Genomic DNA, 14,517 nt, shown 5'->3' on the forward strand with positions numbered 1-14,517 from the left:
CGCCCTATTTAACAGTGAAAGCGGGGGAGCTTTTATGAGACTTGTAAAGACAGAGACAGCGCAAACCGTTTCTGCAGTCCGGAAGAAGCCGCGCCGGCGCAATGTGCTGTATTCAAAAAAAGCGGCGCCTTATCTTTTTACGGCGCCATTTATCATTTCGTTTCTCGTTTTCTTTTTGTATCCGATTATCAGCGTGTTTATCATGAGCTTTCAACGGATACTGCCGGGAGAAATTACATTTGTCGGGTTTTCCAATTATACCGCTCTTCTTAATCCAACCTTTTATACGGCATTATTTAACACATTGGAATATACCTTTTGGACGCTGATCGTGCTGATTCCGGTGCCGCTTCTTTTGGCGGTGATTCTGAATTCGAAGCTCGTCAGGTTCAGAAATGTGTTTAAATCGGCTCTGTTTGTACCGGCTTTAACATCGACGATCGTAGCGGGGATTATTTTCCGTCTGATGTTCGGAGAAATGAATACGTCGCTTGCAAACGAGCTGATGATGAAGCTTGGCGCATCACCCCAAAACTGGCTCAACAACAAAGGTACCGGCATGTTTTTAATGGTGCTGCTTGCGTCATGGAGGTGGATGGGGATTAACATTCTTTACTTTCTGGCGGGATTGCAAAACGTGCCGAAAGAATTGTATGAAGCGGCTGAAATTGACGGGGCGAGTACGTGGAAAAAGTTCCGGCATATTACCCTTCCATTTTTAAAGCCGGTGTCCGTTTATGTGTTAACGATCAGTATTATCGGCGGTTTCAGAATGTTTGAGGAAAGCTATGTGCTTTGGCAGAATAATTCCCCGGGCAATATCGGCCTCACGCTTGTCGGTTATTTATATCAGCAGGGGCTTGCATACAACGAAATGGGGTACGGGGCCGCAATCGGAATTGTCCTTTTGCTTGTCATCTTACTAGTCAGTCTTGTTTCACTGAAACTGTCCGGTTCGTTTAAAGGGGAGGGATAAGCGTTGCGTAACAATCACATGTCTTCCGTGTACAGAGTTGCGTTCACCTTGTTTTTTATCATGCTGAGCCTGTTGTATATCTTTCCGATGATCTGTCTATTGCTCGGTTCTTTAAAGCCATCATCTGAGCTAATGCGCATCGGGCTGAATCTGCGCCTTGATCCGGATGTGATGAGCCTTGATAACTACACCTATTTGTTCAACGGGGGGAGCATTTATTTCAAATGGTTTTTTAACAGCCTGCTTCTCGGCGTTCTCACCACGGTTCTCACGCTGTTTTTTTCCTCTTTGATCGGCTACGGACTCGGTGTCTACGAATTTAAAGGCAGAAATATTATTTTCGTTCTTGTGCTGATCATTATGATGGTGCCTCTTGAAGTGATGATGCTTCCGTTGTTCAAATTGACGGTGGGTCTTCATTTGATCGATTCTTATACTGGGGTGATTCTGCCGTTTATTGTGTCGCCTGTCGCCGTGTTCTTTTTCCGGCAATATGCGCTCGGACTTCCGAAGGATCTGCTTGATTCAGCGAGAATGGACGGCTGCACCGAATTCGGCATTTTTTTCAGAATTATGGCGCCGCTCATGAAACCGGCATTCGGGGCAATGATCATTCTTCAATCTTTAAACAGCTGGAATAACTTTTTATGGCCTCTGATCGTGCTTCGGTCGAAAGAAATGTTTACGCTTCCAATCGGACTTTCAGGGCTGCTGAGTCCGTACGGCAACAACTATGACATGCTGATTTCCGGGTCCGTTTTTGCGATACTGCCGGTGATCATCATATTCTTGTTTTTCCAAAAATACTTCATTTCCGGACTCACAGTAGGCGGAGTGAAGGGATAGAGAGAGGGAGGAAATATAATGAAAAAAGCGGGGATTACAGCAGATAAAGAATATATCATCGGTGAAGTGGACAAACGGATGTACGGATCATTTATAGAACATATGGGCCGGGCGGTGTATGAAGGCATTTATGAGCCCGGACACCCGAAAGCCGACAAGGACGGCTTCAGAACAGACGTGCAGGAGTTAATCAAGGAATTGCAAGTGCCGTTCATCCGCTATCCGGGAGGGAATTTTCTCTCGGGCTACAATTGGGAAGACGGCGTCGGGCCGGTGAAGGACCGCCCGCGGAGGCTTGATTTGGCATGGCAGACGACAGAAACGAACGAAGTAGGGACGAATGAATTTTTAACGTGGGCGAAAAAAGTGAACGCCGAAGTGAATATGGCGGTCAATCTCGGGACGAGAGGGATCGATGCCGCCCGGAACCTCGTCGAATACTGCAACCATCCTGAAGGGTCATACTGGAGCGACTTACGAAAATCGCACGGATATGAAAAACCTTACGGCATCAAAACATGGTGCTTAGGAAATGAGATGGACGGCCCTTGGCAGATCGGTCATAAAACGGCGCATGAATACGGACGGCTCGCCGCTGAAACGGCAAAGGTGATGAAATGGACGGACCCGACGATCGAATTGGTGGCTTGCGGAAGCTCAAACAGCGGCATGCCGTCCTTCATCGAGTGGGAGGCCGAGGTGCTTGAGCATACGTACGAGCATGTGGATTACATCTCACTGCATACGTATTACGGCAACCATGAAAATGATCTTGAAAACTATTTGGCGAAGTCGATGGATTTAGACCATTTTATTAAATCCGTCACAGCCGTATGTGATTATATGAAAGCGAAAAAACGCAGCAAAAAAACGATTCACCTTTCTTTAGATGAATGGAATGTGTGGTATCACTCAAATGAAGCGGATAAAAAAGTGGAGCCATGGATTACGGCCCGGCCGATTCTTGAAGACATCTACAATTTTGAAGATGCGCTGTTGATCGGTTCACTGCTGATTACGATGCTGCAGCATGCGGACAGACTAAAGATCGCCTGTCTCGCCCAGCTTGTCAACGTAATTGCGCCTATCATGACCGAAAAGGGCGGAGAAGCATGGAGACAGCCGATCTTTTATCCTTACATGCACGCCTCTGTATACGGGAGAGGGACTTCAATGAAGCTGCTGATCACCTCCCCGAAATACGACTCAGCGGATTTTACGGATGTGCCGTATGTTGATGCCGCGGCCGTTTACCATGAAGAGGATGAAGCACTGACCATTTTTGCCGTCAACAAAAGCAAGGAACTGATGGAAACGGAGATCAAGCTGAGGGGGTTTGAAGATTACCGCATCATTGAGCATATCGTGCTGGAGCATCAGGATATGAAAGCGACCAATCAAAAAAACAGAAAAGAAGTCACGCCTCACTCAAACGGAACGTCTTCGGCAAATGCTGAAGGGATAACGGCTCATTTTACTCCGCTGTCCTGGAATGTCATCCGTTTATCAGGCAAATAATGTTCCGAAAAGCCGGGCTGCGCCGCCGGCTTTTTTTTACGCAAAAATCATCTCCTGTTATCTGATAATTGTGATAATATTTAGAAAAAGAGAAAAGGGGCTGGGATTAAATGAATGCGATTACAATCGTCATAGCGTCTATATGTATTCTGGCGATCGCCTATCGGCTTTACGGTACCTTTATGATGGTCAAAGTATTAAAAATCAATGATCAGACACCGACTCCGGCCCATGTGCTTGAGGATGGGAAAGATTATGTGCCGACGAATAAGTGGGTGTCATTCGGCCACCACTTCGCGGCAATCGCCGCTGCCGGCCCGCTTGTCGGACCGATTCTGGCAGCTCAGTTCGGCTATCTGCCCGGGCTTTTATGGCTGTTAATCGGGGCGGTGATCGGAGGAGCCGTGCACGATATTGTCGTATTGTTTGCATCAATGCGGAAAAACGGGAAAACGCTTTCTGAAGTCGCCAAAGAAGAGCTCGGCCCGGTGGCGGGTTTTTGCACGGGTCTCTCGATGCTGTTTATCATTACGATCACGATGGCGGGGCTGTCCATGGTTGTGCTGCACGCGCTTGAGAAAAACCCGTGGGGAACGTTTGCGGTGGGCATTACGATTCCGATCGCGATGGGGGTCGGCCTCTACTATAAAAAAACGGGCAATCTCAAACTCGCATCAACTGTCGGGTTTCTTTTGTTAATGGCCGGTGTTGTCATCGGGCCGCGGCTGCAGACAACGGCTCTCGGGGACATGCTGACACTGGATGCGAAAACGCTTGCAGTGGCGCTTCCTGTCTATGCGTTTTTCGCCGCGGCGCTTCCGGTTTGGCTTTTGCTGGCTCCGCGTGACTATTTAAGCAGTTTTATGAAAATCGGGGTTTTTGCCGCTTTGATCGCAGGCGTCTTTTTCGTCAATCCCGCCATTAAATTTCCGGCCGTAACGGAGTTTATTCACGGCGGAGGGCCGGTGATCGCGGGTCCTGTCTGGCCGTTTATTTCAATAACGATTGCCTGCGGCGCCATTTCGGGTTTTCATGCATTTGTCGGTTCCGGCACAACACCGAAAATGCTGGATAAATGGAGTGATATAAAGCCGGTTGCTTTCGGAGCGATGCTTGTGGAATGTCTCGTCGGAATTATGGCGCTCATTGCAGCTGCCGCTCTCGAGCCCGCCGACTATTTTGCTATTAACAGCACGCCTGAAATATTCCGCACCCTCGGGATGAATGTCGTCCATCTGCCTGAATTGAGTAAAGAAATCGGGCTCAGTCTGGAAGGAAGAACGGGCGGCGCTGTTACGCTTGCTGTCGGAATGACGTATATCTTTACGGAGATTCCGTTTTTCAGTCATTTGGCTTCATACTTTTTTCAATTCGTCATTATGTTTGAAGCGGTGTTTATTTTAACGGCGATTGATGCGGGAACCCGTGTCGCCCGGTACTTGATTCAAGAGTTTTTCGGAGAGGTCTATAAGCCGCTGAAAAAAACAGACTGGCTGCCGGGCTCGATTTTCTCAAGCGCGCTCGCCTGCCTGCTGTGGGGCTATCTTCTGTATTCGGGCGACATCAGCTCCATTTGGGCGCTGTTCGGCGTATCCAATCAGCTTATGGCGTCTGTCGGCTTAATTATCGGTGCGACCGTCGTATTAAAAATAGCGGATAAGCGGCGCTATATGCTGACATGCCTGATTCCTCTCGCTTATTTGTACGTGACCGTCAACTATGCGGGTTATTGGATGGTGAGGTATGTGTATTTGAACCCCGAAGCGGCGGGATACAACGTGCTGAATGGCGTTTTATCCATTATCATGCTCATTCTCGGGCTTGTGATTATCATTGCGGCTGTGAAAAAATGGGCGAATGTATGGCGTGATCCGAGTGCCAGACTGGAAGCTTCAATACCCGGATAAATCCGCGGCCGTCCGAACATTGCAGCATCATAAAAAAGCAGAGAGCCGATATGTCTCTCTGCTTTCATCTTATGACAAATCCGCCGCTTCCAAAAGGTAATCCGCCAAATGAACCGCGCGGACACGGCCAGTTAATCCTTCGCGTAAAATGCCGAGCTGCATTTGCAGAAGGCATCCGGGATTGGCTGTCACGATGACGGCGGCCTCCGTTTTTCCGGCGGCTTTCATCTTACTGTCTAATATTTTCATAGACATCTCTGACTCTGTTATATTATAAATTCCCGCCGACCCGCAGCAGCTGTCGGCCTTTTCCATTTCTCTGTACTCAGCCCCTTTAATGCTTTTCAAAAGCGTGCGCGGTTCCTCTGACGTATGCATCACATTGCGGAGATGGCAGGAGTCCTGATATGTGACGATATGAGGAGACTGCGCCCGCAGGTTTTTTTGATGGAACTTCAGATCAACCAGTACGGATGAAAAGTCTTTGAGCTTCCGGACGAATTGTCCGGCACGTTCCGCCCATCCAGGTTCATCTTTCAGTAAATGCGGATATTCCTGAAGAAAGGCGCCGCATCCGCCGGCGTTTGTAATGATATAATCAGCGTCAAGCGCCTCAAAAGCCGCGATATTCCGCTTGGCCAGTTCTTTTCCCATCTCTTTTTCTCCGCTGTGCCCGTGAAGCGCGCCGCAGCACGCCTGGCCGTCCGGAACCGCGATTTCACACCCGGCCGCCTGTAAAAGCGCCGTTGTCGCATGATTTGTCGCTAAAAACATCGTATCCATTAAGCAGCCCGAGAAAAAAGCGGCCCGTTTTTGGACGGGACCCGCGGCAGGAAGAAAACGCGGCCTTTCCTTCATGTCTTTCCGTTTCGGGGCGGGCGGGAGCACTTGTTCCATTGTGCGCAGATGTTCAGGCAAAACGCGCAGCATACCGGTTTTTCTGACGGCGGTCTGCAGTCCCGATCTTTGGTATATTCCGAGAAGATTCACGGCTGTCTGCATGCGGTTTTGGTGAGGGAAAAGCCCGGTGAAGGCGGCTTTCCGCAAGAGGCGCACGCCCGGCTTATGTTTTTTATTTTGATGAATGATATCCCTCGCTTCTTCAAGCAGCTGTCCGTAATTGACCCCTGCCGGACAAACGGGCTCGCATGCACGGCATCCGAGACACAGCGAAAGTGAGCGCTCGACATCTTCATCCGGCTCGATCAGTCCGTCAGTGACGGCTTTCATCAGGGCGATCCGGCCGCGCGGCGAATGGGATTCTTGAAATCCCGATTCGATATAGGTCGGACAGGAAGGAAGGCAGAAGCCGCAGCGCATACAGTTCAGCAATTCACCTTCATCCATGCGGTTTTTGAATTCTGTTTGAATTTGTTGCTGCTCTTTAGCCGTTGTCATTTCATCACCACCACGCGTTTCCTTGATGAATTGGCGAATATTTTTCCCGGATTCAGCAGATTTTGGGGATCAAGCGCTTGTTTGATCGCTTTCATGGCGGTGATGCCTTCTGTTTTCAGCTTCATTTCTAAATACGGCGCTTTTACGATGCCGACCCCGTGTTCACCCGTTATCGTCCCGCCCAGCTCAATCGCTTTTTCAAAAATGGCGGCAAAAGCTTTTTCGACACGTTCCATCTCCTCTGTATTTCGGATATCGGTGGTGCACGTCGGATGGAGGTTGCCGTCTCCGGCATGGCCGAATGTGCAGATGGACAGGCCGTATGTTTCTGCAATCTCGTTAATGGCTTTGACCATGCTGGCAATTTGTGATCTCGGCACGGTCGCATCTTCCAGAATCGTTGTCGGTTTCAGCCGGGCAAGGGCTGATAATGCGGACCGTCTGGCCTCTGTAAGCGCGAATGCCTCTTCCTCGGTTTCAGCCGTTTGGACGGATACGGCGGCTCCGTTTTTACAAATCGCTTCGATTTTTTCCATATCTCGTCTGACCGTGTCGATGTCACCGTCCTGTTCGATCAGCAGCACCGCTTTTGCGTCGGTCGGAAGCCCGATCTTGGCGTAATCTTCAATGACCTGCAGTGTCGGCTGATCAAGAAATTCGAGTGTCGCCGGAATGATTTTTTCAGCGATGATGGCAGAAACCGATTCCGCAGCCGCTTCAATATGTTCATAGAGTGCAAGCAGCGTTTTTTTCGTTTCCGGCTTCGGAACCAGCTTTAAAGTCGCTTCCGTCACAACGCCGAGCGTCCCTTCTGATCCGACGAAAAGCCGGGTCAGATCATAACCGGCGACATCCTTTGTCAGCTTTCCTCCTGTGCGGATGATATCGCCTGAAGCCAATACGGCTTCAAGGCCGAGGACATAATCCCGGGTGACGCCGTACTTCAAACCGCGCAGCCCGCCGGAATTTTCATTAATATTCCCGCCGATTGTCGATATTTTCATGCTGCTCGGATCAGGCGGATAAAATAAACCTTTTTGTTCAACCGCACGGATCATATCTTGCGTAATCACGCCCGGCTGGACGGTTGCCGTCAAATTTTCTTCATCGATTTCTAGAATGCGGTTCATATGTTTGAATAAAAGCACAAGCCCGCCTTCAGACGGACATGTGCCGCCGCATAAGTTTGTGCCTGAACCCCTCGGCACGATCGGAATGTCATGCCTGCTGCAAATCGTTAATATACGGGACACGTCATCCGCGCTGCGGGGGGCGATTACCGCATCCGGCATGGCTTGCAGCTGAGGAGCCGCATCATAAGAATACACAAGACGGCCCGCCGCCGAATCATCATAATTCTCCTTCCCGACCGTCCGGATGAACGCTTCTTTTGCCTCTCGTGAAATCATGTTCTCCCAACCTCCCTGATAAGAAAAGCGTTTTCATTTAATTGTAAAGAAAAACGATTCCGCACACTATGGAGAAACATATGAAAAATGATGATATGATTACGTGATTTTTGTATGTTGATCTAAAAAGCGCAGCGCCAAATAAAAAGCCGTTATGTCTTCAGGGCGGTCCAGCTTCATATTTGTCAGTGATTCCAGTTTGGAAAGACGGTAGCGCAATGTGTTGATATGAATATGCATGTCGTCGGCGGTGCGCTTTAACGATAATTGCCGGTCGAAAAAGGCGCGCAGCGTATCCAGAAGTTCTTCCCGGCCGAGTACATGCTCGAGAACCCGCCGTGAAAATTCCGACCTCGTGCGGGGTGTGATATCGGCAAGACACATATCCAGTTTTAAATCTTCTTCAAAGACGGCCTGCTTGTCACCGATTCCGGCTGAAAGTGCTTTATCTGCCTGTTCGTATGATTCCGTGAGGCGCTCTCCCGGAACGATCCGTCCGATGCCAGCGGTGACAGGCTGCCCAAAAACGGCGCCGATCTTTTTAATGAGCTGTGTTTTGGAAGCCGAATTTGCTTCATGATTAATGAGAATGCGTTCATTTCCCCAGCGGACAAACAGGTCTTCAGGGCATTCGTACTGCCAGAGCCGCCCGAGCTCCTCCGCTTTATATTGCTCATAACGGCCTTGAATGAGTATGATCCGGCGGTATGCATGAAGGTCTGCGCCGATGAGCTTTGCTTTTTCTAAAAAGCCCGGAGACCATTCTTTCAGCTGCAGCCAATCAACCATAAAGGATTCAAGCATTCTCGCACGCCACTGCGCTTCTTCCATATGGCGCGTTTCTTTAATAAACAGCTCCGTCATTTTTCTGAGCAATTCTCCGAAAGGCAGGATATCGTCAGGGTCTCCTGTCAGGCCGAATACTCCGATCACTTCATGGCCTGAAAAAACGGGGAGGTTCAGTCCTGCTTTTACGCCCTCGAGCCGTTTTTCATCTTCTTTCGTAATGATGACATTCCGTTTTTCGCGCGCGCAGATCAGTGCGCCTTCATGAAACCATCCGGCGCGCGCCTCGTTGGTGCCCGCGATGATCATCCCTTTTGTATCGGCAATAATCACTTCGCGGCTGTACATATGTTTGACTTCGGCAATCAATTTCTTTGCCAGTTCCGGCTGTAACTGCATGGCGATCCCCCTCGCCATTATTATACAAAAAAAACCGGGTGTCCCATCACCCGGTTCATGCTTATTGCGCAGGTTTTAATCCGCCTTCAAGTGTTTTGAGCATTTCATTTTTTTCTGAGTCCGACGCATGCTGCCAAAGAACTTCGAATAAGACGCCGAGGCCCGGAAGCATTTTTTCTTCACCGCTTTGGATGGCGTCAACGATCGTATGCTCCAGCTGATCCTGGTTATTGCCGGTTACATTGGCAATAACGGCGTTGCGTAAATTAAGATCCATTACAACCGCTCCTTTTTCTGAATGTGATACGCATATTCTTACCGCGCACGCGGTTTATTATGTGCTGTTCTTAAGATATAATAACAACATGCATGAAAAAAGGAGAGCACAGACATAAAGTGAAACGAATCGACTCTGCAAAAAACCAAAAAGTGAAGGACTGGAAAAAACTTCACACAAAAAAAGAGAGACTTAAAACGAATACATTTCTGATAGAAGGAGAGCATCTGGCAGAAGAAGCGCTCAAATCAAAGGGAACGGTAAAAGAAATTCTCGTAAACGATGAGAGCGCCATCCCGGCCGATCTGGACATGAGCATTCCGTGCTACGTGCTGAGCGAAGACGCGTTTTCAGCCGTGACGGAAACAGAAACGCCGCAGCGGATCGCCGCGGTCTGCCATATGCCGGATAGGCAGCCTGATCAGCTGAAGCGGCTGCTTCTGATTGATGCCGTGCAGGACCCGGGGAATTTAGGAACAATGATCAGAACGGCAGATGCAGCGGGGATCGACGCCGTTGTCCTTGGTGAGGGAACAGCAGACCCGTACAATGGAAAAACGCTGCGTTCAGCACAAGGTTCTCATTTTCATATTCCCATTTTGAAACGTCCGCTTGATGAGTTTACCGCTGAGCTGAAATCACAAGGCGTCGCGATCTACGGCACGGCGCTTGAAAACGGTGCGGCTTATCAAAGCGTGAAGCCTGAAGAATCGTTCGCGTTAATCGTCGGGAACGAGGGGGCGGGAGTGGACTCCGGCCTTCTGCAAAAAACGGATCTCAACCTGTACGTTCCGCTGTACGGGCAGGCGGAATCGCTGAATGTGGCGGTAGCGGCCGCCATCCTCGTTTATCATCTCAGAGGATAGGTTGCGAAAAGCCTTGGATTTCACTATAATAGATAGCAATAATGTAAAAACCGTGACAGAGGACGTCAATTTTTGCACACACTGCCTTCCAGGGAGAAAATGCCGCTGACTGAAAGCATTTTTATCGCAGCACAAAAATTGATTTTCACCTCTCGAGTTGTCACCGGGACCGCGCCAAACGCGCGTAAAGGTGAACCGGAACGATCGTTTCCGTTATGTCAATGAAGCTGTCGGCAGATGAAGTCTGCCTTAAAAAGGGTGGTACCGCGGCCACAACTCGTCCCTTCTCTCAAGGGGCGGGTTTTTTTGTTTTCTGAAAAAGGCATAGAACGGTTTGGTTTACATAAAAGGAGGATGCATGATGGAAGAGAAGCTTAAACAGCTCGAACTGGAAGCTGCAGAAAAAGTAGAAGCGGCGGGTTCATTAAAAGAAGTTAACGACATTCGAGTGCAATATCTCGGAAAAAAAGGGCCGATTACAGAAGTTCTCCGCGGCATGGGCAAACTGTCCGCCGAAGAGCGCCCGAAAATGGGAGCGCTCGCCAATGAAGTGAGAGAGCGCATTGCAGCAGCCATTACGGCGAAAAATGAACAGCTTGAACAAGAAGAAATGAATAAAAAACTCAGCAGCCAGACGATTGACGTCACGTTGCCGGGCAGTCAGGTAAACATCGGCGGACGCCATCCGCTGACGGTCGTTATTGAAGAAATTGAAGATTTATTTATCGGCATGGGATATACCGTCGAAGAAGGCCCTGAAGTGGAAACGGATTATTACAACTTTGAGGCGCTGAACCTGCCGAAGGAACATCCGGCCCGCGACATGCAGGACAGCTTTTACATTACAGAAGAAATGCTGATGAGAACGCAGACGTCACCGGTGCAGACGCGCACGATGGAAAAGCATAAAGGAAAAGGCCCCGTCAAAATCATTTGTCCCGGTAAAGTGTATCGCCGCGACAACGATGACGCGACACATTCCCATCAATTCATGCAGATCGAGGGTCTCGTCGTCGACCGCAAAATCAGCATGAGCGACCTGAAAGGCACGCTTGAATTGGTCGCCAAAAAAATGTTCGGCCAAGATCGTGAAATCAGGCTCCGTCCGAGCTTTTTCCCATTCACAGAGCCTTCTGTCGAGGTGGATGTGACCTGCTTTAAGTGCGGCGGACAAGGCTGCTCCGTCTGCAAAAAAACAGGCTGGATTGAAATTCTCGGCGCCGGCATGGTTCACCCGAACGTGCTGAAGATGGCTGGATTCAATCCTGAGGAATACCAGGGTTTTGCTTTCGGAATGGGTGTGGAACGTATCGCGATGCTGAAATACGGCATTGAAGATATCCGCCATTTCTATACCAATGATGTCAGATTCATTTCGCAGTTTAAACAGGCGTAAGAGGAGGATACACATGTTTGTTTCTTATAAATGGTTAGAAGATTACGTTGACTTGCAGGGAATCGACCCGGCCGTGCTTGCAGAAAAAATTACGAGAGCCGGTATTGAAGTTGAGGGTATCGAGTATAAAGGGGAGGGCGTAAAAGGCGTTGTCATCGGATACGTCCTTGAGCGCGAACAGCACCCGAATGCCGACAAACTCAACAAATGCCTTGTTGATATCGGTGCGGAGGAACCCGTGCAGATTATCTGCGGCGCCCCGAATGTTGATAAAGGACAGAAGGTTGCCGTTGCAACGGTCGGAGCCGTGCTTCCCGGCAATTTCAAGATTAAAAAAGCCAAGCTGCGCGGCGAAGCGTCTCACGGCATGATCTGTTCCCTTCAGGAGCTCGGAATTGAAAGCAAGCTCGTGGCGAAAGAATATGCGGAAGGCATTTTCGTTTTTCCGAATGATGCTGAAACGGGAGCTGACGCAATGGCGGCCCTTCAGCTTGATGATGCGATTTTAGAATTGGGTTTAACGCCGAACCGCGCCGACGCGATGAACATGCTAGGCGTGGCTTATGAAGTTGCGGCTATCCTCGGCGCAGAGGTAAAGCTTCCGGAGGCTTCATATGAAAAAGCGGCAGAAAAAGCGGCGGATGCTGTTTCCGTTAAGGTTGAAGATACGCAGGCCAATCCGCATTATGCCGCAAAAATCATTAAAAACGTCAAAATCGGCCCGTCACCGCTTTGGATGCAGACGAAGCTGATGAATGCAGGCATCCGCCCGCATAACAACGTCGTGGACATTACAAACTTCGTCCTCCTTGAGTACGGACAGCCGCTTCACGCTTTCGATTACGACCGGTTCGGTTCAAAAGAGGTCGTCGTCAGAAAAGCGGCGGAAAACGAAACCATCGTAACGCTGGATGAACAAGAGCGAAAGCTGTCAAGCAGCCATTTGGTCATCACAAACGGAAAAAAAGCGCAAGCCGTTGCGGGAGTCATGGGCGGAGCTGAGTCTGAAGTCCGTGAAGACACCACTGCGATTTTACTGGAGGCCGCTTATTTCGACGGACAGACCGTCCGCAAAGCGTCGAGAGACCTCGGATTGAGAAGCGAAGCGAGCGCCAGATATGAAAAAGGCATTGATCCGGCCCGCGTTTTGCTGGCGGCTGAACGGGCCTGCAGTCTCATTCAGGCATATGCCGGCGGAGAAGTGCTCTCAGGCACGGTTGAAGAAAACCATCTGAAAATTGAAGCAAACAATATTCACGTGTCTGTTGAAAAAGTGAACGCCGTGCTCGGCATGACAATCGCTAAAGAAGAAATCATCAGCATTTACAAGCGCCTCGGGTTTGCAGTCGGTGAAGCTGAAGACGTTCTCGTCGTAACGGTGCCGTCGCGCCGCGGAGATATTAGAATAGAAGAAGACCTGATTGAAGAAGCGGCGAGATTGTACGGGTATGACAATATTCCGTCCACGCTTCCGGAAACGGCCGGCACGACAGGCGGCTTGACACCGTATCAGGCAAAACGCCGGAAAGTGAGACGTTTCCTTGAAGGAGCGGGTCTTTCACAAGCGACCACTTATTCATTAACGAATGATAAAAAAGCGGCCGCTTTTGCGATCGAAAAATCATTCAATACGATGCTTGCTCTGCCGATGAGCGAAGAAAGAAGCATTCTCAGACACAGCCTCGTGCCGAATCTTCTTGAAGCCGTTTCATACAATCTGGCCAGACAGACTGATTCCGTTGCTTTATATGAAACGGGTTCTGTATTTCTGACGAAAGAAGAAAACACAAAACCGGTTGAAAAAGAACGGGTTGCCGGAGCTGTAACCGGATTGTGGCGCAAAAATTTATGGCAGGGTGAGAAAAAGCAGGTTGATTTCTTCGTCGCCAAAGGAATCGTTGAAGGCCTGCTGCATCAATTGAATGTGTCAGACCGTGTTGAATTTGTCCAGTCAGAACGCAAAAACATGCATCCCGGCCGGACGGCAAACATTCTATTGAACGGTTCGCTTGCCGGATTTATCGGCCAGGTGCATCCGGCAATGGAAAAAGAGCTGGATATCAAAGAAACGTATGTGTTCGAGCTTGATCTGCACGCGCTTCTGACCGAGGAAACAGAACCTGTCGTGTATACGCCGATTCCGAAGTACCCGTCCGTCACGCGCGACATTGCGCTTGTGGCAGATAAAACCGTTACAAGCGGACAGCTTGAAGCCGTGATCAAAGAAGCCGGCGGCGCGCTGCTGAAAGAAGTCACCGTGTTTGATGTGTACGAAGGTGAGCATATGGAAGAAGGCAAAAAATCCGTCGCCTTCTCGCTCCAATATGTTAACCCTGAACAAACATTGACAGAAGAAGAAGTGACAAAAGTTCATGAAAACGTGCTGAAAGCGCTGGAAGAAACGTATCAGGCCGTATTAAGAGGATAAAGAAAAAGCTTGCAGATCACTGGGACTGCCCCCCGTTTTTGAGACAGGGGTCAAAACACCTTTTAAACAGCCAATTGCCGATAGTTTATCGGTGATTGGTTGTTTAGTTTGGTTTGAATACGAATATTGTTATAATAATGAATGTATTCTATGACAGTGCGTTCTACGATGGCAGTCGTAGTTCGATCAATGCTGTTAAGATAGAACGTTTCAGACTTTAGCGAGGAATGAAACGATTCGATGGAGGCATTATCAGCGGGCGTCCCTTTGCGGGACATGCTCATGGTAATGCCTTTTGTTTTAACAGCTTT

General features: G+C 49.3%; 12 protein-coding genes. 7 read left to right on the top strand and 5 right to left on the bottom strand.

The genetic code is table 11. The features are described 5' to 3' along the window. Nucleotides 1-34: 34 nt before the first annotated feature. The 4 genes from BR62_RS0118130 to cstA all read left to right on the top strand — a co-directional run bounded on the left by BR62_RS0118130 (nt 35) and on the right by cstA (nt 5,247). Nucleotides 35-976 carry an arabinooligosaccharides ABC transporter permease AraP gene (locus BR62_RS0118130; RefSeq protein ID WP_032871719.1) on the top strand — a complete coding sequence of 314 codons (942 nt, stop codon included), beginning with the start codon at nt 35-37 and terminating at the stop codon, nt 974-976. Nucleotides 977-994: 18 nt separating this feature from the next. Next, nucleotides 995-1,822, top strand: coding sequence for an arabinooligosaccharides ABC transporter permease AraQ (locus BR62_RS0118135; protein WP_032871724.1), 828 nt, complete (start codon nt 995-997; stop codon nt 1,820-1,822). Between the two features lie 18 nt (nt 1,823-1,840). After that, complete coding sequence (gene arfA, locus BR62_RS0118140) at nt 1,841-3,340, top strand: arabinosylfuranosidase ArfA (RefSeq protein WP_032871721.1); 1,500 nt, start codon at nt 1,841-1,843, stop codon at nt 3,338-3,340. A 110-nt stretch (nt 3,341-3,450) separates the two neighbouring features. Next, nucleotides 3,451-5,247, top strand: a complete 1,797-nt coding sequence (gene cstA / locus BR62_RS0118145; RefSeq protein WP_012118141.1) for a carbon starvation protein CstA — start codon at nt 3,451-3,453, stop codon at nt 5,245-5,247. A 69-nt stretch (nt 5,248-5,316) separates the two neighbouring features. On the opposite strand, the gene BR62_RS0118150 is transcribed toward cstA, so the two are convergent. The 4 genes from BR62_RS0118150 to sspI all read right to left on the bottom strand — a co-directional run bounded on the left by BR62_RS0118150 (nt 5,317) and on the right by sspI (nt 9,516). Next, the gene (locus BR62_RS0118150) at nt 5,317-6,645 is read right to left on the bottom strand and encodes a (Fe-S)-binding protein (RefSeq protein ID WP_007408108.1); all 1,329 of its coding nucleotides are present in this window, start codon (nt 6,643-6,645) and stop codon (nt 5,317-5,319) included. After that, on the bottom strand, nt 6,642-8,054 hold the full coding sequence (gene glcD, locus BR62_RS0118155) for a glycolate oxidase subunit GlcD (protein ID WP_015417962.1): 1,413 nt from the start codon (nt 8,052-8,054) through the stop codon (nt 6,642-6,644). The genes BR62_RS0118150 and glcD overlap by 4 nt, the downstream gene beginning before the upstream one ends. Nucleotides 8,055-8,153: 99 nt before the next feature. Next, nucleotides 8,154-9,239, bottom strand: a complete 1,086-nt coding sequence (locus BR62_RS0118160) for a CdaR family transcriptional regulator (RefSeq protein ID WP_032871722.1) — start codon at nt 9,237-9,239, stop codon at nt 8,154-8,156. A gap of 61 nt (nt 9,240-9,300) precedes the next feature. Then, nucleotides 9,301-9,516, bottom strand: a complete 216-nt coding sequence (gene sspI, locus BR62_RS0118165; protein WP_003152527.1) for a small acid-soluble spore protein SspI — start codon at nt 9,514-9,516, stop codon at nt 9,301-9,303. A gap of 119 nt (nt 9,517-9,635) precedes the next feature. On the opposite strand from sspI, the gene BR62_RS0118170 reads away from it, so the two are divergent. The 3 genes from BR62_RS0118170 to pheT all read left to right on the top strand — a co-directional run bounded on the left by BR62_RS0118170 (nt 9,636) and on the right by pheT (nt 14,206). Continuing rightward, the gene (locus BR62_RS0118170; protein WP_025285081.1) at nt 9,636-10,382 is read left to right on the top strand and encodes a TrmH family RNA methyltransferase; all 747 of its coding nucleotides are present in this window, start codon (nt 9,636-9,638) and stop codon (nt 10,380-10,382) included. A 361-nt stretch (nt 10,383-10,743) separates the two neighbouring features. Next, nucleotides 10,744-11,778, top strand: coding sequence for a phenylalanine--tRNA ligase subunit alpha (gene pheS / locus BR62_RS0118175; protein WP_003152530.1), 1,035 nt, complete (start codon nt 10,744-10,746; stop codon nt 11,776-11,778). Between the two features lie 13 nt (nt 11,779-11,791). Further along, nucleotides 11,792-14,206, top strand: coding sequence for a phenylalanine--tRNA ligase subunit beta (pheT, locus tag BR62_RS0118180; protein WP_015240337.1), 2,415 nt, complete (start codon nt 11,792-11,794; stop codon nt 14,204-14,206). 62 nt (nt 14,207-14,268) lie between these two features. Here pheT and BR62_RS19420 read toward each other — a convergent pair. After that, nucleotides 14,269-14,517: IS3 family transposase (locus BR62_RS19420; protein ID WP_032870924.1), on the bottom strand; the 249-nt coding region annotated here is incomplete at its 5' end.

Source organism: Bacillus sp. UNC69MF (assembly GCF_000746035.1).
In the GTDB taxonomy this organism is placed as follows: domain Bacteria; phylum Bacillota; class Bacilli; order Bacillales; family Bacillaceae; genus Bacillus; species Bacillus velezensis.